This is a genomic window from Laspinema sp. D2d (genome assembly GCF_025370755.1).
In the GTDB taxonomy this organism is placed as follows: Bacteria; Cyanobacteriota; Cyanobacteriia; order Cyanobacteriales; family Laspinemataceae; genus Laspinema.
On record NZ_JAMXFC010000004.1, the window covers coordinates 1 to 24,398 of the forward strand.

The following is a 24,398-nucleotide window of genomic DNA, read 5'->3' on the forward strand; positions in this document are numbered from 1 at the left end:
AAATCGCTGGAACCCTTTATGGGCAAAGGTTTTTAAAAAATAAAAACTCAGCAATTAAACCTGCGGAATGTGGGTTATAAAGTCCTCCTAATGCAGCAACTGGAAAAGCCCAAACTTTTCGAGTTTCAATTCGGCTATGTGCGGATTCTGTATTTTGATTTTCCTGAATTTCAATCCCTTCAAATTGATTGATTCTTGCCTGTTTGAATCAATTATTGACTTGATTATAAAGAGTGAGATGATTACTTTTTAAGGTGACCACATAATTGGCATTTTTTTGATGAATTAGCCGAATTATTTCAGTTTGAGTCCCCATAGCGTCCATTGTAATAGTCGCTCCGGTGATCTCTATTAATTCTAAGAGGGCACCGAATAGCTGTAATTTCATTGGAATGATTTTCAACCTTAACCTGTCCGAGTACCAACCGATTTTCAGTGGCCCAAGCTGTAACTAAATGTAAGTTTTTTATCCCGTTTTCTCGGTCATAAGACCCTCTAAGTGTTTTTCCATCAATGGAAATAACTTGTTGGATAACTGGCCCAATTAATTGCTGAACCCATAAGGTTAATTTTTGTTCTAAAATTTGGGGGTCCAACTTTTCAAAGACCCTTCTAACCCACATTCCGCAGGTTTAATTGCTGAGTTTTTATTTTTTAAAAACCTTTGCCCATAAAGGGTTCCAGCGATTTTATAGAAAATCTAGGGGAACGATGGTCCTTACTGTAACCGGAGTTTTTTGGGCTTATTGAGAATATTCTCAATAAAAACTGCACTTTTTGAGTGCTTGCTCCGATGGAGGGAGTTATAGAGCCCGTTCTACAGAAAATAGCTGAAAACATTATAGTTCAAGGTTTATAGCCATTTCTTAAAAATGGTTGCTTCAGCCAAAAAACTTGCGGAGACATTCTGGCTAAGTATTTTTACTTATGTGGAATGTGGGATGGATCCCCGACCTGTCCGGCGATCGCCCCCGCAGAGGAACCCCAGATTGGAGAATAGACGGGGCCCAGTCCAAAAAAAAGCCTGAAGTATGAAGCACACAGCTTCACGCTTCAGGCACTCAGGAAATGAGAACTGATGAATGCTTTCACATCCCTTCCGGTTACCTTTCCAGATAATTTAGGGGTGAAGATTTCGAGAAATCAGTCGGGGAAATTCCAGAGTTTAGGATACGGGTACAGGATGAGAAAGAGAAACCGGGTTTGTTGGTAATCCAGTTGAGGTAAACCCCAGTTTTTTGTCTTTTGTATTCAGAACATTATTATCTTCTTAGGAAGCCGGTACTTGATGAAATGTCAGAAGGATTACTGTCCCGGTTCACCCATGTTGGATCCGGGCCGATTTCCCCGGCCATTCCCATTATTGCCTTGACGGTTCTGATTGCCTTGACGGTTCTGATTGCCTTGACGGTTCTCGCGGTTTTGGCGACGCTCTTGCATTAATTGAGCAAACTGCTGCCGTTGTTCTGGAGTGAGAACATTGCGGATGGCTAACATTTGCTCGAACTGCATTTGTCCCATTTGTTGTCGGGCCTGGAGAATTTGGTTGTGTTGATTCCGGAGGTCATTATCGCTGGTATTGCCGCTCATCATTTCACCCATACGCTCCATACTTTGACGCATTTGTTCTCGGCGGTCTTCCATCTGAGTTTGGTAGCGATCGCGAATGGTTTGGATTTCTTGCTGTTGCTCAGGTGTGAGATTTAACTGTTCGAGCCAGCCATCTTTTCCGGCCCATTCCTCGCCCCCATCCGAACCTCGACCTGGATTGTTTCCCCCGGGACGCTGGGTGATTATTTGTTCTCCAAAGCTTTGCGGTGCAGCATAAGCGGCAGTGGTAGTGCCCAAGGCAAGCATTAAAGCAGCTAACAAGGAAAGACGATAGGTAGACATAATTAAAGCCTCACTTAATTTGCAATATAGAGAGTTTTTAGAGTTAAACCTTTAGACCCGATTTTAGATAAAAAGGTTGCTTGATTAACGTGAAGTTTGGGAAGGTCAACCAGGACGAATGAAATTAATTTTTGTCCTTGAATTAATCAGTTTCTAAGGGCGGACTGCTTTCTTCTTCCACAAAAATAAAATCCGTTGAAGGGTCCAACATTTCATCTTGCAAAAGACCATTCCAGGTATATTCCATGAAGGCTTCAATTTGAGCTAAATCACTAGCCGGAGTCGGAGAAAATAGCCTAGTTTTAATCCCCCAAAAACCCAGAGAGGCACTAGCAGCAATTACCGGGACCATCAACCATAGGATGCGCGGAGAATAACGCCTTGACCTTAGCCGATCGCTCGTAAGGGCGGCTAGAATTCGTTCTTCTAATTGCGGAGAAGCCGGGGGAATATCCGGGCGATATTGACGTAAAAATTTTACAAGACCCTCGGGTTTTTCTGGGGGTTGGTTCATAGTTGCACTCCTTCAGATTCCAGAAATTTTCGCATAGATGATCGGGCATGAAACAACCGGGATTTAACCGTTCCCACCGGGATGTTCATAATTTGAGCGACCTCTTTTTGGGGGAGATCTTCGAGGTCATGAAGAACCAAAACCGCCCGATGCTCAAAACTTAAACCGTCTAATCCTCGTTGGACTAAATCCTGGTAATGTAAGTGCATTAAATCGGGAGTTTCGGACTGGGGAGGCCGATCGCTGCTACTGTCCTCTTGGAGTAAGGCGATGGATCCTCGATGTTGGGCTTGTTCTTTGACAAAACCTTGACGGCGATCGGTGGCAACATTCCAGGTAATCCGATACAGCCAAGTGGAGAAGTAGGCGGGTTGCCTGAGTTTCGGTAATCCTTTCCAGACCTTTAAAAACACCTCCTGTACCAAATCATCGATCTCTGGTGCCCCACAGAGTTGGTAAAGGGTCGAGCGCACCTGATGTTGATAGCGCCGGTACAGCTGACCAAAACAGTCCTGGTGCAAGAGGCGATCGCCTCCAGGGAAATCCCTGTTTTGACAACACTTTACCAGGTCCGAATCGGATGGCTCCTTTGTAAATACCTTTGCTGACACGGTGAGCACCTGTGACTTTTTCCTCAAGGATGTGGGAATTCTGAGGGTTTAGACCCTAGGGTACATTTAAAGGTTCAAACTCTCAGGTTAGGATACTGAAGGAGATCAAGGAATCCTAAATGTTAGGGCATCTAAGTCCCACTACGCCCCAGATGAGGGGTTACTGGCAATTTCTCTCATCCTAGGACGTCGGTTCACTCGGGGCAAAATGACAGGGTTTCTTCACAAAAACTTGATGCCTTTGTTGCCTGAACGATAAGTTAGCAACCGGGTTGGTTGTTCCATTTCTGTTCTTTAATCCCTCCCTCGAAGCTCTAGGGTAGCTCTCCCGGGAGTGAAGTGGCGCATTGTTGACCCACTATGGGTCTAAACTATGTCATATTTTTGGGAATCCCAGAAAATTATCCCACCCGGGTGAGGGAGCGAATTTTGTACCCCAGCGTCTCATGGACTGGAGTTCAACTAACGGTGTGATTTTTAAAATAAGGCCGCTTTGATGGAGGGTTCTGAGTTAAGCTAGACAGAGCACAGAAAGAGTTTAATAAAAGATTAAGGATTAACTTGACGCGGCAAGTAGGACTAGAGGAGCAAACCAATGACATTCACGCTTAAAAAACTGTATGGGAAAAAAGAAATCCGGTTGGCAATTGAGGGGTGTGTAACGGCACTGGAGAGCCCGATCGCCCTTCTGGATGCAGGAGGGGCGGTGATTGTAGGTGAGTCCGATGCAAATTTCAGTAAATACCCCGTTGTGGTCAATGGAGAACTGATCGGATGGGTTTGTGGGGAGGAAAAAGTCTGTGCGATCGCCTCAATGATTTCTTGTTTGGCAACCCAAGAGGTGGAAAAAAAAGCGTTAGCCCGAGAAGTTCTAGGAAAATATCGAGAGTTAACTTTACTCTATAACATTTCCGAAAAAATAATCGGAAGTTTAGATATTAAAGAGGTTGCAGCGATTGTGCTAGAAGAAGCTCAACGCGGCATTAAAGCCAGTAGCGGGGCCGTCATGTTATGGGAGGAAGAGAGCGATCGCCTAGAATCAATTGAAACATTTGGTCCCGCCGGAGACTGTTTCAGCGACTTAGAAGCCACGGCAACTCTGGTGAATCGGTCCGTGGAGACGGGACGCGGAGAAATTGTCAATGATATTGTCTGGGATTTGGTCCCCCAAGCGGGACCCCATGAACCCCCAGGCATCAGCGCTGTGATGTGCGTTCCCCTGAAAACGAAAGAAAAAGTCATCGGGGCGATCGCGATCGGGAACATTGAATCCCTCGGCTATACCGCTGAAGATTTAAAGTTGCTCAGTGCCTTAGCCTCCCAAGCGGCGAGTGCGATCGCAGCTTTAGCCCACGAAAACAAACTCAAAGAAAGCCGCAGACAGGCGATCTTATTTCGCTTGGCTACCCAAATTCGCCAGTCTCTGGAACTGAGTAGTATCTTAGAAACAGCGGTAACCGAAATTCGTGACCTGTTACGGGTCGATCGCTGTTTGTTCGCCTGGTATAAACCGGAGAAATCAGACATAAGGTCCTGGGAATCGACCGAACCGGACCAGAGGCCCCTAGAAGAGTCTTCAACCCAGTCCTTACGACACCATTCCGCTCATCTCACTCACTTAACCCTACATACCTCGGACTATTGGCAAGTGATTAACGAAGCCAAACATCCCGCTTTACCCAGTGTGCTGGGCGACTACGCCACCAGCGAAGTCGGGGGACTGGCATCGAAACTGTTGCAAATGGAGATTGTGCGAGTTGATGATGTGACGAAATTAACAGATTCGGTGATGCGGCAGTTTTTTCTTAAACAAGATGTTAGCTCTATTTTAGCCGTTCCCATCGAGACTCGCCTGGGGAAAAGGGGGTTTGTGGCCTGTGCCAATAGTAGCAAAATTCGGCCTTGGAGTGATGATGAAATCCAACTTTTAGAAGCTGTGGGCAATCAACTGGCGATCGCCATTGACCAAGCGGAACTGTATCAACACAGTCTGCACAGTGCTCAAGTGGCCCGAGAAAAAGCTGAAGAACTGGAAAAAACTTTAGTGGAATTACAGCAAACTGAAGCCCAATTAGTCCAGAGTGAAAAAATGTCTGGACTCGGACAGTTGGTGGCTGGAATTGCTCATGAAATTAATAATCCGGTTAATTTTATTCATGGCAATTTGGTTCATGTGAACAACTATACTTTAGAACTGTTGACCGTTCTCAATCTCTACCAAAAATACTATCCTGAACCCGTACCGGAACTGGAAGAGGCCATCCAAGAAATGGATGTAGAGTTTCTGATGGATGATTTGCCCAAATTGCTCTCCAGTATGAAGTTAGGCACAGACCGAATTCGGGCGATCGTCCAAAGTCTGCGAATCTTCTCTCGCGTGGATGAATCCGACATGAAGCGGGCTAATATTCGGGACGGGATTGAGAGTACCTTAATGATTTTACAGCACCGTTTAAATGCTCAACCGGGACGGCTGCCGATTCAACTGATTTTTGAAGATGGGGACCTGCCTCTAGTGGAGTGCTATCCGGGTCAACTGAATCAAGTCTTTATGAACTTAATCGCCAATGCAATTGATGCCTTGGAAGAAGCAATGGCATCGGGCAAAGGGAGTACCTCCTCCACCTTGCCGACCCTGCGGATTCGGACAGAACAGATTGATTTTCCTGCCTTAGAACCCGATGGCGGCCCCTTGGAAAAGGCCGGTTCTCCTCGGGTTCGGATCACGATTGCTGACAATGGAATTGGCATGACAGAAGCCGTGCATCGGCGACTTTTTGACCCCTTTTTCACCACCAAAGCCGTCGGGAAAGGCACCGGACTGGGGTTATCCATCAGCTATCAGATTGTTGTCGAGAAACACCGAGGAACATTAGAGTGTATTTCTCAACCGCATCAAGGGGCAGAATTTATCATTGAGCTGCCAATTTTCCAGTCCCAAAACCAAGCTAAGTTGAGTTTTTTTGACCAGAATACCGGAGTTGGAGAGCCTAAAAGTAGGGTCCATCACATCCAAAATTGCTAAAATTTTTTGAGTGTTCTATAGTAAAGAATCAATATCCGTCGCCAAACATTTAGGGGTGCAGCATCTACGAAATCTCTCGAAATCGGTGCAACAAGCAGACGGTTCCGAGGCGCTTATCTACAAGACGGTATTTTGTTGGTTCTCGATGTCCTGATCTCCGGAGCGATCGCTGTGGCGATCACAACAGGGAGTTTAGGGGCGATCGCACTGATCTTTAAAGCAGCGATCGCCCGAATTATCCTTCTAAAATTACCTAATCTCCATGACTCATCCGCAAATTTCTCTCTCCATTCCCGGCTATCAAATCACTGAAGACATTCAACTGGGGAGCAAAACCCTGATTTATCGAGCCCTTCGTAAATCGGACCAAAAACCCGTTATTTTAAAAGCTTTAGCCTCGGAATATCCCACCCCAGAAGAATTAGCCCGGTTAAAGCATGAATATGAAATTACCCACAATTTACCGATCAATCGGCTCATCAAACCTTTTGCGATCGAACCTGTTCATAATACGTTGATGCTGGTTTTTGAGGATGAAGGGGGTCAGTCCCTGAAACAAGTTCTCCTGGCTGAAAAACTCAACCTAGAAACTTTTTTAAAAATTGCCATTCAGCTCACAGAAACCCTAGGAGAACTGCACCAAGCTCAAGTCGTTCATAAAGATATTAAACCCTCTAATATCATCATTCTCAATCACCCTCAAGCTCTAAGGGTGAGCATTACTGACTTTAGCATTGCCACCCGCCTCTCCCGAGAAACCCAAACCCTCAACCCTCATCCCACCCTCCTAGAGGGAACCCTCGCCTATATGTCCCCCGAGCAAACTGGGCGGATGAACCGATGTTTAGACTATCGCACCGACTTCTATTCATTAGGGATTACATTTTATGAAATGCTGGCGGGTCAATTGCCTTTTGTTGCCGAAGACCCCTTAGAATTAATTCACTGTCACATTGCCAAGCAGCCGGTTTCTCTGGATGTATTAAGGCCAGACATTCCCCGGGCTTTGAGCGAAATTGTCATGAAATTAATGGCAAAAACTGCGGAAGACCGCTATCAAAGTGCTTATGGAATTAAAGCCGATTTAGACTATTGTCTAAGCCATTTTAAGGATGAGAAAGCTCTCAAAAATTTTAAGCCGGGACAATGGGATAAAAGTGGTCAATTTGTCCTTTCTCAAAAACTTTACGGACGCGATCGCGAAGTTGCCAGTCTCTTAGAAGCCTTTAATCGCATCACCTCGGTTGCTGGGGAAAGTCCAGTAGATGCTTCAACTTCTGCGGTTAAGTTAGGAACCCCTGAACTCATTTTAATTGCTGGGTATTCAGGCATTGGCAAAACCAGTATTGTCTATGAAATTCATAAACCCATTGTTCGGCAACGGGGTTATTTCATTGCGGGAAAATTTGACCAATTTAAACGGGATATCCCTTATGCTTCTCTGATTCAAGCCTTCCAGTCTTTAATTCGGCAACTCCTCACCGAACCCCCAGAACAAATTGCCCAATGGCAACAGAAACTCTTAATAGCCGTTGGGGAAAACGGTCAAATGATTATTGATGTGATTCCCGAAGTGGAATCCATTATGGGCAAACAGCCGCCGATTGCTCCATTAGGACCGGGTGAAGCTCAAAATCGATTTAATCGGGTGTTTAAAGCGTTTATTCATGTGTTTACGCAACCCGAACACCCCCTGGTTCTCTTTTTAGATGATTTACAATGGGCAGATTCTGCGTCCTTAAACCTGCTTCAATTGCTGATGACCGATGTAGAAAGTCATCACTTATTAATGATTGGGGCTTATCGTGATAATGAAGTCAGTCCCACCCATCCTTTTATGCTTGCCCTTGAGGAAATTGAGAAGATGGGGGCTAAGGTAACAACCATTGAACTCCAACCCCTTGGGGTAACCCAGGTGACGGCGTTGATTTCTGATAGCTTTAGTTGTAGCCCAGAACGCGCTAAACCCTTAGCTGAACTGATTTTTAACAAGACTCAGGGAAATCCCTTTTTCTTGACGCAATTACTCAAATCTCTTCATCAACAGAATTTGCTTTCCTTTGATTTCAATCAAGGAATTTGGCAATGGAACATGGAGCAGATTAGCCGGATTGGAATTACAGAGAATGTCGTTGAGTTAATGGTAGGTAAGATTCGTCAATTTAGTGATTCTGCCCAGAATGCTTTAAAATTCGCCGCTTGTATTGGCAACCGATTTGATTTGCATATTCTGGCAATTGTTCGAGAGCGATCGCCTGCTTTAACCGCAGGGGATTTGTGGGAAGCCTTACAAGAATGGTTAGTTTTACCCTTAAGTGATACCTATAAAATTCCCACGGTTTCCGACAATCTGGACGGAATTACAGTCAGTTATCAATTCCTGCACGATCGCGTCCAACAAGCGGCCTATTCTCTGATTCCCGAGGCCCAGAAAAAAGCAGTTCATCTAAAAATTGGGCAAATTCTCCTCCAAAATACTCCGGAAGCCGAACTAGAAGAGCAAATCTTTGATATTGTCAATCATTTGAATAGTGGGGTGGAATTACTACAAGGGTCCGAGGAAAAACTTCACCTCGCCCGACTCAATGCGATCGCCGGGAAAAAATCTAAACTCTCCAACGCCTACCACAGTGCGATCGTTCATTTTAGTTTAGGCATAAATTTGTTAGATGAAAATCCTTGGGAAATCGATTATCAACTCACCTTGTTGTTACACCGGGAACTGGGGGAATGTCAATATTTAGTGGGAGATTTCGACCGCGCCGAAACCCTATTTAACCGCGCCTTAGCTCAAGCAAAATCCCGCTTTGAACGGGCGGAAATCTATTCTCTTTATATTGCTGCTTGCATGACTAAAGGGGATAATTATTATCAAGCCGTAGAATTAGGGATTGAAGGATTAAAAGATTTTGGCCTCTATTTTCCCCATCAAGAAGAGGCGTTAATTACTGCCCTGGTTGCTGAACAGGAAACGGTCCAGACTCGCCTCATGGGTCAGAATATCGCTGATTTATTGAACCTTCCTGAAATGGCAGACCCCGATAAAAAAGTGGCGATCAACCTGCTCGTTCATTCCTGGACAGCGACCTATTTTGCCCATAGTCCAAACTGCCTAAAATTGATGGGATTAAAAATGGTCAGCCTTACCTTAGAATATGGAGCCGTAGACGCTTCTGCCTTTGGTTTTGTGGTCTATGGGATGATTTTAGCCGGTCGTCAGGACTATCAAGCGGCTTATCAATTTGGGGATTTAGCCTTAAAATTGCGGCAGAAATTTCCCAATCATACCCTGACTCCAAAAATCAATAATATATTTGCCCATACCATTAATCCCTTCTGGCAACATCTCCGAACTAATTTACCCTTATATCGAGAGTCCTATAAGGTCAGTTTGGAAACCGGGGATATTGTTTGGGGGGTTTGGGCGGTCACCTATCAGTTATGGACGCAATTTATTATGGGGAACCGCCTACCCGAGGTTTATGAGAAATCGGCAAAATACCTCAAATTTATCGAAGAAACCAACGATCGCAATATGATTGCCGGTTATCAGACCTTGCAACAAACGGTTTTAAACTTACAAGGATTAACCGATAGTCCGCTTACCCTAAATAACCCCGAGTACGATGAAACGGCAATCTTGAGATTATGGGCAGACAATCAATTTTATGTGGGCATGAATTGGTTCTGGATGCTCAAGAGTCTGATTTTGTTTTTGCAGGAAGACTATGAAGCGGCATTGATTGTTGCCCGTCAAGCGGATGAAACCATTGGGACAAATTTTGGCTTTTTCAGCATGACGCAACATTATTTTTATTACTCATTGATTTTGACGGCCCTGTATCCAACGGCAGAGGAAGAGAAAAAAGTTAACTTCTGGACTATCCTCAATCAAAATCGGAAAAACCTCAAACTGTGGGCCGAAACGGGGAAAGAGAATTTTCTCCATAAGTACCTGTTGGTGGAGGCCGAAATTGCTCGAATTAGCGACCATCCATTAGAGGCAATGGAACTCTATGATCAGGCGATCGCCAGCGCCCAAGAACAGGGTTATTTACAAATAGAAGCTCTGGCTAACGAACTGGCTGCCAAGTTTTATCGGGGTTTAGGACGGCTGAAAATTGCTAAAACTTATTTCACTGATGCTCGCTATCAATACAGCCTCTGGGGGGCCAAAGCGAAGGTTCAGCACCTCGATAAAACCTATTCTGATTTGTTAGGAAGAGCCTCTATTCGAGACCAGGCATTGGCAGACTTCAGTCAAACCACCACCTCAGAACAGGCTACCACCGTTGGCAATGCGGCTTTACTCGATATTGCTACGGTGATGAAAGCTTCGCAAACGATTTCTTCAGAAATTGTTCTGGAAACTTTGCTAGAAAAGTTAATGCATATTCTGATCGAAAATGCGGGGGCTCAAAAAGGGCATTTACTCCTCGATCGCGAGGGTCAATTTGTCCAGGTGGCTGAGGGAACTGTGGAGAATGACCAAATTACCTTACTGCCCTCTGTTCCCCTCGAAAACTCTTCCGATCTGCCCTTGGGATTAATTCACTACGTCGATCGCACTCACAAACCCCTATTGCTCAATCATGCCCGTGAGGAAGGACTATTTACCACGGACCCCTATATTGTCCGCCATCAAGTCAAATCGGTTTTATGTACCCCGATCGTCCATCAAGGCAAGCGCGTCGGGTTACTCTATTTAGAAAATAACCGGGTAGCAGGGGCCTTTACCCCCGATCGCCTGGAAGTCTTACGAATGTTATCAGGACAGGCGGCTATTTCCTTAGAACTGGCCCGGGTGGTGAAACAAGTACAGGATACCGTCGCCTATTTAAGTGCGATTATCACCCATATTGCCGATGGACTGCTGGTTACCGATGCCCAGGGTCTGATTACCCGAGTCAATCCCGCCCTGTTGGCGATGTTTGACCGCCCGGAAAGTGAAACTTTAGGGAAACATTGTGCCGAACTCTTTCCCCACAATCTGGTTCAAGCGATCGCCCAAAGTGTTAAGTCTCCCAACGATGTGTTCACCGTTGAAGTTGAACTCGCCTTTGAGCACGTCGGAAAAGCCGTCGCGACTTCAATTTTACCCCCTCAGTTATCAGAAACGGATGCTGCCTACTGTATTGGAACCGTAATCTTGATTCGAGATATCACTACAGAGAAAGCGGTAGATCGCATGAAAACCGATTTTATCTCCACGGTATCTCACGAACTGCGAACCCCTCTCACTTCTGTAGTAGGGTTTGCCAAGCTGATCCAGAAAAAACTCCAAGACAAGATTTTACCCAGCTTCCAGGAGTCCGATCGCAAAACTCAAAAGGCGATCGCCCAGGTGGGAGATAACATCAATATTATTATCTCGGAAGGAGAACGGTTGACCCATTTGATCAACGATGTGCTAGATATCGCCAAAATGGAAGCGGGAAAAGTGGATTGGCAAATGCAGCCGTTGGCGGTATCCGAACTGATTGAACGGGCTTTTTCCGCCACATCCAGCCTGTTTGAAAATAGTGGATTGGCGCAAATCCGTGAGATTGAAACGGGATTGCCCGAAGTGATCGGCGATCGCGATCGGTTATTACAAGTGCTAATTAATCTGATCTCCAATGCGGTCAAATTTACCCGAACTGGATCGGTAACCGTCCGGGCCCGCCTCCAGAATGAGCAATTGGTGATCTCGGTTATTGATACGGGCATCGGCATTCCCCCGGAATATCAAGAAACCGTGTTCGAGAAATTTAAGCAAGTCGGGGACACCCTCACAGACAAACCCAAAGGGACTGGACTGGGATTACCCATTTGTAAACAAATTGTCGAACATCACCAGGGTCAGATTTGGGTGGAAAGTGAGATAAAATTGGGAACAACGTTTTCCTTTACCCTCCCTCTAACCCCCGAGAATGGGTTACCGACCCCGGAACAACTCAACTTCCAGACCCTAGTCCAGCAGTTGAAAGAAACCATCATCCCCCATCCCGAACATTCCCAGCGCGATCGCCCGAAAACCATCCTGGTGGTAGATGACGAGACTCACATTCGGTCCTTGTTGCGCCAGGAATTGGAAGCTTCCGGGTATAACGTGCGAGAAGCCAAAGACGGCATGGAGGCGATCGCCCAGGTGAAAGCCACCCCCCCGGACTTGATTTTACTGGATGTGATGATGCCGCAAATTAGTGGATTTGACGTAGCAGCCGTGCTCAAAAATGATCCCCAGACTCTGCATATTCCCATCGCCATCCTCTCCATTATCGAAGATAAACAGCGGGGCTATCGTCTGGGGGTCGATCGCTATTTAACCAAGCCGATTGATCGAGAGGACTTACTCAACCAAATTGGCTTCCTCCTCTCCCAAGAAACATCCAAAAAGAAAGTTTTGGTCGTGGATGAGGATGTTTCGGCGGTTAAACTTTTAGCCGATGTCTTAGAAGCAAAAGGATATATCGTCACCGAAGCCTCAAATGGTCCGGAATGCATCGAAAAAGCACGAGCGGTCAAACCTGATATGATTATAGTAGATTCTCTATTTTCCGAGCGACATGATATCGCCAAAACCTTGCGATTTGAGAAGGGCCTAGAAAATGTCTTTTTCCTGTTGCTTGCTGAAAATCAGGACCCTGATCCAGGGACAAACTAACGGGGGTTAGTAACGCCCAGTCAATCCCTCAAACCGTCGCGGGGTTAAATCTGCGGCGGTTCTCGCCCTTTAAACCCACGACTGACAAACAAAAAAATCAATATGAATATTATTGGATATGAACTGGCTGAACCGATGGAAACCGGCATCAATACTATCATTTATCGCGGGTATAATGCCACCGATGGTACTACAGCCATTTTTAAAGTCTTAGCTTCCCCCTCTCCGACAATTGACGACTTGATTAAATTTAGAAATGAGTATGAAATTTGTAAAAATCTGGAGATTTCTGGGATTGTCAAGCCCTTAGCCTTGACCGATTATCAAAATAGTTTAGCCTTGGTATTAGAGGATTTTGGCGGCCAGTCTTTAAAAAAGAGTATGGACGAAAAACCCCTGACCGTAGCTGAGTGTTTGCACCTAGGAATTCAGCTCACGACCAGCCTAGGACAACTCCACCAGCATCAAATTGTTCATAAAGATATTAAACCCCAAAATTTAATTGTTAATCCGCGAACTGGGGAAATTAAAATTACAGATTTTAGCATTGCGATGCGACTCTCTTCTGAATCTTCTTGGAGTCAAGATACGGTTTTAGAAGGGACTTTATCCTATATGTCTCCCGAACAAACGGGACGGATGAATCGGGCGGTGGATTATCGCACGGATTTTTATTCCCTGGGGGTGACGTTCTATGAAATGCTCACGGGACGGTTACCCTTTGAGGCGGTTGATGCCTTAGAGTTAATCTATTGTCATATTGCCAAAATCGCTGTACCTCCCCATCAAATTAACCCCCAAATTCCTCAAGCCGTGGGGGATATTGTTATGAAATTGATGGCAAAAACAGCGGAAGATCGCTATCAAACCAGTGAGGGGTTGTTATTTGATTTGGAAACCTGTTTAACACAATTAGAAGCCCAGGGCCGCATTGAACCGTTTCCCGTTGGAGAACGTGATCGCGCCAGTCAATTGCTGATTCCCCAAAAGTTATATGGGCGGGAAAAAGAAGTGGGGACCTTAATGGAAACTTTCCATCGGGTTGCTCAAGGTAGTAGTGAAATGATGCTGGTTTCGGGCTATTCTGGCATTGGTAAATCGGCTTTAGTTGCGGAAGTTCATAAACCGATTGTCGGGGCGCGAGGCCACTTTATTTCGGGCAAATATGACCAATATAAACGCAATATTCCCTATGCGGGACTGATTCAAGCCTTTTCTGAATTGATAGATCGTCTCTTGACCGAAACTCCCGATCGCATTACCTTTTGGCAACAACAACTCACCGAAGCTTTAGGGAGTAATGGACAGGCGATCGTAGAGGTGATTCCTAAAGTTGAAGCCATTGTTGGAACCCAACCCCCCATCGCCGAACTCGGACCCCTTGAATCCCAGAATCGCTTTAATCGGGTGTTTCAACAATTTTTGCAGACCTTTTGTAAAAAAGAGCATCCTTTGGTCATTTTTCTGGATGATTTACAATGGGCTGATACCGCTTCTTTACACTTAATTTATCAACTGATTAATGACTTAGACCATCAATATTTTTTACTGATTGGGGCTTATCGGGATAACGAAGTCAATGCAGTTCATCCCCTGATTCAAACGCGGGATGCCCTAGAATCAATGGGGGCGACGGTGAATCAAATCCTGTTGCAACCTTTAGAAATGGTTCATGTGAACGCTTTGATTGCGGATACTTTGGATGAACCCGAGCGATCGCGCCCCTTAGCAGAACTGCTTTACCATAAAACCCAGGGTAATCCCTTTTTCCTGACCCAACTCCTCAAAACGCTCTGGGATGAAAAACTCTTAAGTTATGAGTTCAGTGTGGGATTGTGGCAGTGGGATATTGACCGCATTTTAGCTGTGGGAATTGCCGATCGCAATGTGGTCGAATTAATGGCCCGCAATATTCAAAAACTCCCGGAATCTACCCAAACAATTTTACAGTTAGCCGCTTGTGTGGGCAATACTTTCACCTTAGAGGTCCTGGCGATCGTCAGTGAAAGTTCCCCGATGGCAACCGCTGCCTCACTCTGGTCCGCCTTAAAATCCGGCTTAATTTTACCCCTGAGTTCGGGATATAAAATTCCCTTGCTGATTGGGGATGAACCGGGGGAAAAATTCGAGTTTCCAACCGGAGTCAATTTATCGGACTTGTTAGAAACTCAGTCAATTTCTTATAAGTTTTTGCATGACCGTGTTCAACAGGCAGCTTATTCCCTGATTCAAGAAGAACATAAAAAAGAAACTCACCTCAAAATCGGAAAGTTGCTGCTGAATAACATTCCCCCGGAGGAACGAGAAGAGACAATTTTTGCCTTAGTGAATCAGTTAAACTACGGTTGTGACCTGCTGAAGACCTCCCAAGAAAAAGATGAACTGGCCCAATTGAATGCGATCGCCGGAAATAAAGCCAAATCTTCCACGGCTTATGAAGCGGCTTTGCGCTATTTAAAAGTTGGCATTGGACTCTTAGCCGAAGATTGCTGGAACAGCCACTATGAGTTAACCCTCTCCCTCTATGTTTCCACCTTAGAAGCGGAATATTTAAATGGGAATTTTGAAGCGGCGCAAACCTTAGCCGATCTAATTTTGGACCGGGCAAAGGCAGTCCTGGATCGGGTTAAGGTGTATGAAATTCAAATGCAAATGTATGCCGCCCAACATCATATTAGCCTCGCCATTGAAACCGGATTAGCCGCCCTCAATTTGATGGAAATTTCCCTCGCTGCTGCCTCAGTAGAACGGAGTCAATCCCTAGAATTGCCGGATATCAATGGCATCTCCGAACTGCCGGAAATGACCGACCCTTATGAATTGGCAGTAATGCGAATTCTCATGAATTTAGTCGCCCCGGCTTTACATAGTAGCCAGTTAGAGTTATGGTTTCAACTGGTTTTGACTGCTTTAGAACGCTGTCTGGAAAAGGGGCATTCTGCCATTGCTGCATTTACTTACAGTTGGTATGCGACGCTTCTCTGTGGGTCCGGAGATATCGAACGGGGCTATTATGCGGCACAAATTGCCGTGAAATTGTTAGAACGGTTTCAAGGCAAAACCCTCAAATGTCAAGTTTATAATATGGTGTTTGCCTTCGTGCAGCATTGGAAGCAGCCGGTTAAAGTAGCGGTGGAAGCGTTACAAGAAGGGCTACATAGTGGCTTGGAAGTGGGGGATTTAGAATATGCCAGTTACTGTGCTTGTAAATATTGTAGTTATTTGTTTTTAAGTGGAGAATCCCTGGAAACTGTTGCTCGCAAGCAAACTCCCTACATTGAATTACTCCAAAAACTCAAGTATGAAATTGCCCTCTATGATGGTAGTACCTGGCGACAATTGGTGGCGAATTTACAAGGGTTAGCCCCGGACAAGTATCGGTTAGTGGGGGATATTTTTAACGAAGACCTGATTTTGCCTAAACTCAAAGAGGCAAACGATGGATGGTCTTTATTTAATGTTTACCTCGCCAAAACTATCCTTAACTTTTTGTTAAAACAACGACAAGTAGCCCTGACTTATGCCACCCTGGCGGCGGAATATTCCGGTTCCGTCAGCGGGGCATTTACAATGGCGGTTCATAATTTTTACTATTCTTTAGTCTTGTTGTCCGTCTATCCTTCGGCGAGTACGGAAGACCAGCAGAAGTATTTACATCAAGTGGAATGTAATCAAGAAAAAATGCGAAAATGGGCGGAACTGGGCCCCATGAATTACCAACATAAGTACGAGTTAATCGAAGCGGAAAAAGCCCGAGTTTTAGGTCAGAGTTTAGAGGCGATCGATGGCTATGAACGGGCTATTACTGGGGCCAAAGAAAATGGCTATCTGCCGGAAGAAGCCTTAGCCTATGAACTAGCCTCCAATTTTTATCGCCATCGCCATCAGGATAAATTCGCCGACACTTACCTCAATGAAGCCTATGGTATTTATATCAAATGGGGAGCGAAAATTAAAGTAGACCAATTAGAAGCCAAATATCCTCAGTTAAAGCTCCGCAAGCCCGCTGTGTCTCAGCGAGGGGTTGCTATGGCTCAAATGACGACGGCGACAACATTTGGAAGTTCTGCTGCCTTGGATTTAGCCACGGTGATTAAAGCTTCTCAAGCCATTTCTTCTGAACTGCAAATTGAGAAGTTGGTTGAGAAGTTAATGAATATTTTGATTGAAAATGCCGGGGCGCAGAAAGGATTTTTGGTGTTAGCAGAAGGGGACAATCTCATCTTGGCAGCGGAAGTGGGGCTAGACAAAAAAACTCAGGGGGTCAAGTTACGATTTGATGCATTAGATAGTAAAGCCGATCTACCTTGGTCGATTATTCATTATGTCCGCCGCACTCAAACCAATGTCGTCTTAAATGATGCGATTCGAGAGGGATTATTTACCAACGATCGCTATGTCAGTACCCATCAGGTGAAGTCGCTGTTATGTGCACCGTTTGTCAATCAAGGAAAACTGGTGGGGATTGTTTATTTAGAGAACAATCTCACCCGTAGCGCCTTTACCCGCGATCGCCTGGAAGTGTTACGACTCCTCTCGGGACAGGCGGCGATTTCCATTGATTTAGCGCGAACCGTGAATCAGTTGCAAGATACCGTCGCTTATTTGAATGCGATCGTCAACAATATCGCCGATGGGTTGCTGGTGACAGATATGCGCGATCGCATTTCCCGCTTAAACCCCGCCTTATTAGAGATGTTTGGATTACCCACCACGGAACTACAGGGTCAGGATTGCCAAGAGGGACTGAGTAAGGAACTCGCCTCATTAGTCTCACAATCCCGAGAACACCTCACGGAAGTGCTATCAGCAGAAATCCCGTTAACGAATAATCGCGTGGGTAAAGCCGTCGCTACCTCCATTGTCACCGAATCTACGGGGGATGAACAGGGTCCAAGCTGTATCGGGACCGTTACTTTGATCCGGGATATCACCACAGAGAAAGAAGTTGATCGCATGAAAACTGACTTTATCTCCACAGTTTCTCACGAACTGCGAACCCCTCTCACTTCTGTGGTGGGATTTGCTAAAATCGTCAACAAGAAACTCCAAGAGAAGATTGTCGGGGCACTGGTGGACGCGGATAAGAAAACTCAGCGGGCATTACAGCAAGTCACGGACAATATTGAGATTATCATTTCGGAAGGGGAACGGTTGACGAACCTGATTAATGATGTGCTAGACATCGCCAAAATGGAAGCGGGGAAAGTGGAGTGGCAAATGCAACCGATTTCCCTGAGTGAACTGATGGAACGGGCGATCGCCTCCACTTCGAGTCTATTTCAAAGCACTGAATTACAGGTGCAGGTGGAGATTGAACCGGAACTCCCGCAAGTCAGCGGCGATCGCGATCGGTTATTGCAAGTGCTGATTAATCTCATCTCCAATGCTGTCAAATTCACCGATACCGGGACTGTTACCCTTCGCGCTACCCAAAACGAGGATCAGGTGATGGTGAGTATTATCGACACCGGCATCGGCATCCCCCCGGAATTTCAAGATACAGTGTTCGAGAAATTTAAACAAGTGGGAGATACCCTCACCGATAAACCCCGGGGGACCGGACTGGGATTACCCATTTGTAAACAAATTATCGAACATCACGGGGGTAAAATTTGGGTCGAAAGTACACCGGGTCAAGGTAGTATCTTCTCCTTTAGCTTACCGTCCTTGGGGTCTAGCATCACCCCAGAACTTGAAAAACTCAACTTAGATAGCTTTGTCAAGCAACTCAAAGAACGAATTGTCACCACCCCGAAACGGGAATCCGATTCCGTTAAAACCATTCTGGTGGTTGATGATGATACTCACATTCGGTCCCTGCTGCGCCAAGAGTTAGAAAGCTGTGGATATCAAGTTCGGGAAGCACAAGATGGGATGGAGGCGATCGCTGAAGTCAAAGCCCTGAAACCGGACCTAATCTTACTCGATGTGATGATGCCGCAAATCAGTGGATTTGATGTAGCTGCCATGCTCAAACATGACCCGGAAACAATGGATATCCCCATTATCATCCTGTCGATTATTGAGGACAAACAACGGGGATATCGGTTAGGCATCGATCGCTACTTAACCAAACCCATCGATACCGAAAAACTGTTTGAAAATATCGGGGCTTTACTGTCCAGGGGGGCCTCGAAAAAGAACGTGATCGTCGTTGATGAAGATGCCGGGGCCGTTAAAACCTTAGTCGATGTCCTAGAAGCGAAGGGATACAGCGTTGTCGAGGCAGCGACGGGTCAAGAGTGCATTGAAAAGGCAATGGCGATCGGACCTGATATGATTGTTCTCAATTCTGTGCTATCCGAGCATCACGAAATCGTCAAAACCTTGCGATTTGAAAAAGGGCTGGAAAATGTCTTATTTCTCTTGCTAGATGATGAAGGTTCCGGTTCTATCGGGTAACTGCACTGAGAAGAACACCCCGAAAAATCCCGCCATTCCGACAGGATAAAGTATCTTTACTTCCGTTTGAATGGCGCAGTCTTCCGTTTACCGAATAGAGGAGGTTATATGGCGAAAAAAATCTTGATTGTGGATGATGAACCCCATATCCGCATTCTCATGGAACAAACCCTAGAAGAACTCGAAGATGAGGGGGTTGAATTGCTAACAGCCATCAATGGAGAAGATGCACTCAATACCATCAAAGCCGAAAAACCTGAATTAGTTTTTCTGGATGTTATGATGCCGAAAATGAGCGGCTTTGAAGTCTGTAATGCAGTCAAAAATGAGCTAGGCATCAAAGATGTTTATATTATCATGCTGACCGCAAAAGGTCAAGAATTTGATAAACAAAAAGGCAGTGAATCAGGGGCTGATTTGTACATGACAAAACCTTTTGACCCCGATGAAGTCCTAGAAAAATCGATGGAAATTTTAGGAATCGATTAAATACTACCGGGGAGGGGCGATTGACCAATCGTCCCTAATAAGGATTTTCCCCGAGAGTGGGAGCATCTTGCTCCCAGCTATTACACAATATAGTTAACCATGACTCAAGCATTATCTCAAACTTACATTTATTTACATGGATTCGCCTCGGGTCCCAACTCATTTAAGGCAAATTATTTGCGCGATCGCTTTGCAGAACTTGCCATTCCTCTAAAAATTCCCAATCTCAATCAGGGAGATTTTTCTCATCTGACTCTGACTCGCCAACTGGAACAAGTAGCGAGGGAATTTCCCCTCGAACCAGCTACAGTTCCCCTAATTGGCTCAAGTTTTGGGGGACTGACTTCTGCCTGGTTAGCGCAACGATATCACCAGGTCGATCGCCTGGTTTTATTAGCCCCTGCTTTTGAATTTTTGAGTCATTGGATAGCAAGTTTAGGTCCGAAACGAATGGAACAGTGGCAAGAACAGGGGTATTTACCAATTTATCATTATGGAGAAAAGTGGGACATTCCCCTAAGTTATCAATTTATCACGGATGCTCAAGGTTACGTTGAAAATCAGTTGCAGCGACAGCTACCCACTTTGATTTTACATGGGGTTAAAGATGAGGTAATTCCCGTTGAGGCAAGTCGTCGATTTGCTGCTTCTCGCCCTTGGGTGAAGATGGTAGAATTGGATAGTGATCATAGCTTGGGTAATATGATGCCGGAGATTTGGGAGGCAATTCGAGATTTTTGTGGGATTTGATGGGGGTGGGAATGATTGAGGTTTGGAGGGGGAATTAAGAGAATCACTTCTATTAGGTGAAACTATCTTTTGCACCCGCCCTTTCTGAATCAGGTTTTTCAATAGGGGATTCAAGGCCTGAAAATTAATCTGAAAATGCTGTTCCAGTTGCGCCAGGGAGGGTTGCCCCGGTTGGGATAAATAGGTTTGAATTTCTGTTAATATCATTTTTTCTAACTCATCTGAAAGACAGAATGCCTAAGTTGAAAACCCTGAGCAATTTGATTAGAATTAAGGCAAAGACTTCTTCCAAAATTCTAAAAAGTCCCCCTTTCTAAGGGGGGTTGGGGGGATCAATCAGAAATTTGGATCCCGTGTCTACCGCCTATTTCTGCTACCGATCGCCTTGATCCCTTCACTGGCAAAACAGGTCGAAAGAGTTTCATCAGGACAACCGTAGCAACCGCAAATAGCACTACCCTCACAATCCACCCCAAGGAGGCGATCGCGTGTTGTGAGAAGGTGGAGATTTGATAGAACATCACGGCAGCAATGTGCGACACTCCCCCAGTTTCAACCGGGGATTTCTGAAATACCTAATTTAGGACTGATACTCTATACCAGCGGGTCCGGCGATCGCATGAGGGATAATGGGGTTCTTTTTGTTGGTATTTCTGTTTACCCTGAACCCTTGGCCCATTTTATCTTAATTTATATAAAAAGATGCGAGTAGCCCCCTTTTGATTTAACGGCTTTATTCTCACCCTATATCCCTTTTTGTGGAAAACTCCGCTTTTATTCAGCTTTTAGGTCTCTCTCATCCAAAACTCTCCGTATCTTCTGGATTCAGCCCTTGCGTATTTATACGGAGTTCTTTTACCAAGAATCTCCGTAATTCAGAGGTTTGCACTTTTTCCAACCCTAAGTTATTGTATAAGCATAATCAGGAGTGGGTAACCTGAGCAAAGTGGGGCGATCGCCACATAAAATGTTTAACAATCAAGGAGGTTTTCCAGAGTGATTCAGTTAAAAAGTCAACTCTCAAGTTAGAACCTTAAAACCCGGTGATCCCCGGTTGAGTAAGAACATAAAAAATCCCCAGAAGCACTTTAGGGACAGGATCCGCGAACCCATCCCTTAGATATCTCTACCTCATGGTAGATGCCAAAAGGAAATGAAGGCTTATTCGATTCAGAAGAATTGAGAAACTTGCGACGGTTTTGGTATTCTATCAAAACCATACCTAGAGAGTTAGGGATCCCTAATGTCAGGTAAAATAGAACGGGTGCATTGACAATCACTTCCTTAAAGAAATGGATAGAGTCCGGATAGGGTGGGGCTCTAAGCCTGAGTGTTGCTACCAATAGAAGATCTAGGGAATAGATATCGATTGCTGCTGAACTGACAGGCTGGTAGAACACTGCATGAGGATCCGCGAAAAATAGAAGGATTCCTCAAACGTAGGGGAAAGCTAAAGCTAGAGTAAAACAAAGATTTTCCTTCAGAGTGTGAACTAAATTCCCCGGGAATGAGATCAAAAGAATAATTAAGAGTCCAATTTTTTATAAAATTAGATAGATAGAGGAAACTCGGATGAAAGGAAGCACTCAACTTTTTAAAATCAATCTCAGGCGGCTTCTGCTTAAATCAGAGGTTAGAGAGATTTTGGTCCCACTATTGACCGAAATTCAGTGTCAAGGCTGCACGATATGGGATTTACAAGGACAGATTCCCCTAGGCCCCCAAACTGAGGACGAAAGAGAAAGCTATCCGATTGAGCTTTCTGGGGAAGTCTTGGGCTGGGTCCGAGGAGGGGAAGGAGCCAAATTGATCGCGACATTACTGACCTATTTTGCAAAAAAAGAGCAAGAGAAAAAGCAACTGGCTCATGAAGCTTTAGAGAAGTATCGAGAAATTACCCTGCTGTACAATATTTCTCAAAAATTAACCGCCTGTTTAGATATCAAAGAAGTGGCTAAGGTCGTACTGGAGGAAGCCCAGCGGCTGATCAAGTCCAGTCAAGGGGCGATCGGATTACTCAATTCGAGTACCGGAGAACTCGAAACTTTAGCTCAGTTTGGACCTGGGGGAGAGGAACCACCCAAACTCAAGGTCATAGAGGGGATTGTCGGTCAAGTGATGGCCTCGGGAATTGGAGAAATTGTCAACGATGTCAGTCACGACCCCAGAAAAGCTGAGGATGAAATCCCGGTAAAATCCCTGATAGCGGTTCCCCTGAAGACGAAGGATCGCGCTATTGGGGTCATTTCGGTGAGTACCCTGGAGGCGCATAGTTATGCGGCGGGGGATCTAAAATTATTAACCATGCTGGCCTCTCAAGCTGCCTCCGCCCTAGAAAATGCTATCCTCCACGAATCGAAGTTAGAAGAAAGTCGCCGGGAGGCATTGTTATTTCGGTTAGGAAGTCAGATTCGGTACTCCTTAGATTTGGATACGATTTTAGAGACAGCAGTAAGCGAGATTCGCAGTCTTTTGGATATCGATCGCTGCTTTTTTATGTGGTATCGTCCCCATGCCGCCATCCCAGCCTGGGAAGTGGTTAAAGAAGCCCGCACTAGGAAATGTGAGAGTCTGCTGGGGTACTATTGTGCCGACGAAATTGGATCGTTGGGGGAACAGTTGATTGACCGAGAAACGGTCAGAGTGGATCAGGTGGAAAATGCTAGGGATTCTCAAATGCGCCAATTTTGTGCGCAGGGAGAATTGAATTCGATTGTGGCTTTACCGATCCAGACGCGATCGGGGGAAATTGGAGCGATCGCCGCTGGGAGTTGCGGGATCACCCGACCTTGGAGCGATCGCGAGGTCGAACTGTTAGAAGCGGTAGCCAATCAACTAGCGATCGCGATCGAACACGCTGAAATGTATGAAACCAGTCAGACTGTTGCCCTAGAAGCTCAAACCCAAGCCCAACAACTCCAATGCACTTTGGAAGAACTGCAACAGACTCAAACCCAATTGATTCAAAGTGAAAAAATGTCGGGCCTTGGGCAGATGGTAGCGGGGATTGCCCATGAGGTGAATAACCCCGTTAACTTTATTCATGGCAATCTGGAATATGCTAACCAATATAGTGACGCTTTACTCAGTCTGATTGATCTGTATCAACAGCATTATCCTGAGCCAGAAGCGCCGATTCTCGAACGTATCGAAGCCATTGAGCTTGACTTTATCCGGTCAGATTTTCCCAGCTTACTCTCTTCAATGCTCCTGGGAACCGAACGAATTCATGAAATCGTGCAGAGTCTGCGAAATTTTTCTCGACTTGATGAAGCGCAGATGAAACCTGTGGATATTCATGAAGGCATTGACAGTACGCTCTTGATTTTACAACATCGCTTAAAGCCTAGCTTGGGAGCATTTCCTATTGAAATTGTTAAAGACTATAATGATCTGCCTCCAATAGAATGCTATGCTTCTTCCCTCAATCAGGTGTTTATGAATATTCTGAGCAACGCGATTGATGCGGTGGAAGAAAGGCGGGACAAAGGAGGGAAAATAGAGATTAGGACGGAACTGATCACGGGAGACTGGAAACGGGCGATCGCGAACCGGGGCCTGGAACAGCCGACACTGGAGCAAATCCGAGATTTATCGAAGGGCGATCGCTACTCAGCTTTGAAATCCTGCGCTTGTATTACCCCCCATCTCTCTGAGGTTTGTGCAGCGATGCCGGGAACCCTTCACCCTCCCACCTTCGTGATCATTCGGATTCGGGATAATGGGTCCGGAATCCCCGAACACTTACAAAAGCAATTATTTGACCCCTTCTTTACCACCAAACCTGTGGGTAAAGGGACTGGACTGGGATTGTCAATTAGTTACCAGATCGTCGTTGAAAAGCATGGGGGACAGCTACTCTGTTTCTCCGAACCCGAAGAAGGCACAGAATTCGCCATCATTATTCCCCTCAAACAACCCGTTGAAGTCCAGACTGAGGACGTTCTAAACTGTTTGCCGAGTTGGGTACTCAGTTCATAGTGTTGTAAATTAGGGTCGAGGGGTTAGGTATCTAGCAGTTTTGTGGGATTGAGAGACCAAAATTTCCCCTCTTCCCCTCGGGGT

General features: G+C 45.5%; 11 protein-coding genes and 1 pseudogene. 6 read left to right on the forward strand and 6 right to left on the reverse strand.

Annotated elements, in window-relative coordinates; all coding sequences use genetic code 11:
• Nucleotides 1-299 precede the first annotated feature (299 nt).
• The 4 genes from NG796_RS26545 to NG796_RS03770 form a co-directional block, all read right to left on the reverse strand.
• Nucleotides 300-623, reverse strand: coding sequence for an ISAs1 family transposase (locus NG796_RS26545; RefSeq protein WP_411268788.1), 324 nt, complete (start codon nt 621-623; stop codon nt 300-302).
• Between the two features lie 682 nt (nt 624-1,305).
• Entirely contained in the window at nt 1,306-1,893 is a 588-nt protein-coding gene (locus NG796_RS03760) for a Spy/CpxP family protein refolding chaperone (protein ID WP_261204580.1), read from the reverse strand.
• A gap of 142 nt (nt 1,894-2,035) precedes the next feature.
• A complete protein-coding gene (locus NG796_RS03765; protein ID WP_261204581.1) occupies nt 2,036-2,407 on the reverse strand; it encodes a hypothetical protein in 372 nt (123 codons plus the stop codon).
• Complete coding sequence (locus NG796_RS03770) at nt 2,404-3,027, reverse strand: sigma-70 family RNA polymerase sigma factor (protein WP_261204582.1); 624 nt, start codon at nt 3,025-3,027, stop codon at nt 2,404-2,406. Before NG796_RS03770 ends, NG796_RS03765 begins: the two co-directional genes overlap by 4 nt.
• 586 nt (nt 3,028-3,613) lie before the next feature.
• Here NG796_RS03770 and NG796_RS03775 point away from each other — a divergent pair.
• From NG796_RS03775 to NG796_RS03795, 5 genes are all read left to right on the forward strand, one after another.
• Nucleotides 3,614-6,043: a GAF domain-containing protein gene (locus tag NG796_RS03775; RefSeq protein ID WP_261204583.1), complete on the forward strand. Its 2,430-nt coding sequence runs from the start codon at nt 3,614-3,616 to the stop codon at nt 6,041-6,043.
• Nucleotides 6,044-6,305: 262 nt separating this feature from the next.
• On the forward strand, nt 6,306-12,689 hold the full coding sequence (locus tag NG796_RS03780) for an AAA family ATPase (protein ID WP_261204584.1): 6,384 nt from the start codon (nt 6,306-6,308) through the stop codon (nt 12,687-12,689).
• Nucleotides 12,690-12,791: 102 nt separating this feature from the next.
• Nucleotides 12,792-19,094: an AAA family ATPase gene (locus tag NG796_RS03785; RefSeq protein ID WP_261204585.1), complete on the forward strand. Its 6,303-nt coding sequence runs from the start codon at nt 12,792-12,794 to the stop codon at nt 19,092-19,094.
• Between the two features lie 108 nt (nt 19,095-19,202).
• On the forward strand, nt 19,203-19,583 hold the full coding sequence (locus NG796_RS03790; RefSeq protein ID WP_254568329.1) for a response regulator transcription factor: 381 nt from the start codon (nt 19,203-19,205) through the stop codon (nt 19,581-19,583).
• A 99-nt stretch (nt 19,584-19,682) separates the two neighbouring features.
• Nucleotides 19,683-20,333 carry a YqiA/YcfP family alpha/beta fold hydrolase gene (locus tag NG796_RS03795; RefSeq protein ID WP_261204586.1) on the forward strand — a complete coding sequence of 217 codons (651 nt, stop codon included), beginning with the start codon at nt 19,683-19,685 and terminating at the stop codon, nt 20,331-20,333.
• A 75-nt stretch (nt 20,334-20,408) separates the two neighbouring features.
• On the opposite strand, the pseudogene NG796_RS03800 reads toward NG796_RS03795, so the two are convergent.
• Nucleotides 20,409-20,540, reverse strand: a pseudogene (locus NG796_RS03800) (FeoC-like transcriptional regulator); the annotation flags it as partial.
• A gap of 125 nt (nt 20,541-20,665) precedes the next feature.
• Nucleotides 20,666-20,875, reverse strand: a complete 210-nt coding sequence (locus NG796_RS03805) for a hypothetical protein (protein WP_261204587.1) — start codon at nt 20,873-20,875, stop codon at nt 20,666-20,668.
• Between the two features lie 1,114 nt (nt 20,876-21,989).
• Here NG796_RS03805 and NG796_RS26415 point away from each other — a divergent pair.
• The gene (locus NG796_RS26415; protein ID WP_317619269.1) at nt 21,990-24,314 is read left to right on the forward strand and encodes a GAF domain-containing protein; all 2,325 of its coding nucleotides are present in this window, start codon (nt 21,990-21,992) and stop codon (nt 24,312-24,314) included.
• Nucleotides 24,315-24,398: the final 84 nt, after the last annotated feature.

Coding starts and splice junctions, on each gene's coding strand:
- NG796_RS03780 (WP_261204584.1), top strand. CDS start 6,306: ATGACTCATCCGCAAATTTCTCTCTCCATTCCCGGCTATCAAATCACT.
- NG796_RS03765 (WP_261204581.1), bottom strand. CDS start 2,407: ATGAACCAACCCCCAGAAAAACCCGAGGGTCTTGTAAAATTTTTACGT.
- NG796_RS03790 (WP_254568329.1), top strand. CDS start 19,203: ATGGCGAAAAAAATCTTGATTGTGGATGATGAACCCCATATCCGCATT.
- NG796_RS03795 (WP_261204586.1), top strand. CDS start 19,683: ATGACTCAAGCATTATCTCAAACTTACATTTATTTACATGGATTCGCC.
- NG796_RS26545 (WP_411268788.1), bottom strand. CDS start 623: ATGTGGGTTAGAAGGGTCTTTGAAAAGTTGGACCCCCAAATTTTAGAA.
- NG796_RS03760 (WP_261204580.1), bottom strand. CDS start 1,893: ATGTCTACCTATCGTCTTTCCTTGTTAGCTGCTTTAATGCTTGCCTTG.
- NG796_RS03785 (WP_261204585.1), top strand. CDS start 12,792: ATGAATATTATTGGATATGAACTGGCTGAACCGATGGAAACCGGCATC.
- NG796_RS03775 (WP_261204583.1), top strand. CDS start 3,614: ATGACATTCACGCTTAAAAAACTGTATGGGAAAAAAGAAATCCGGTTG.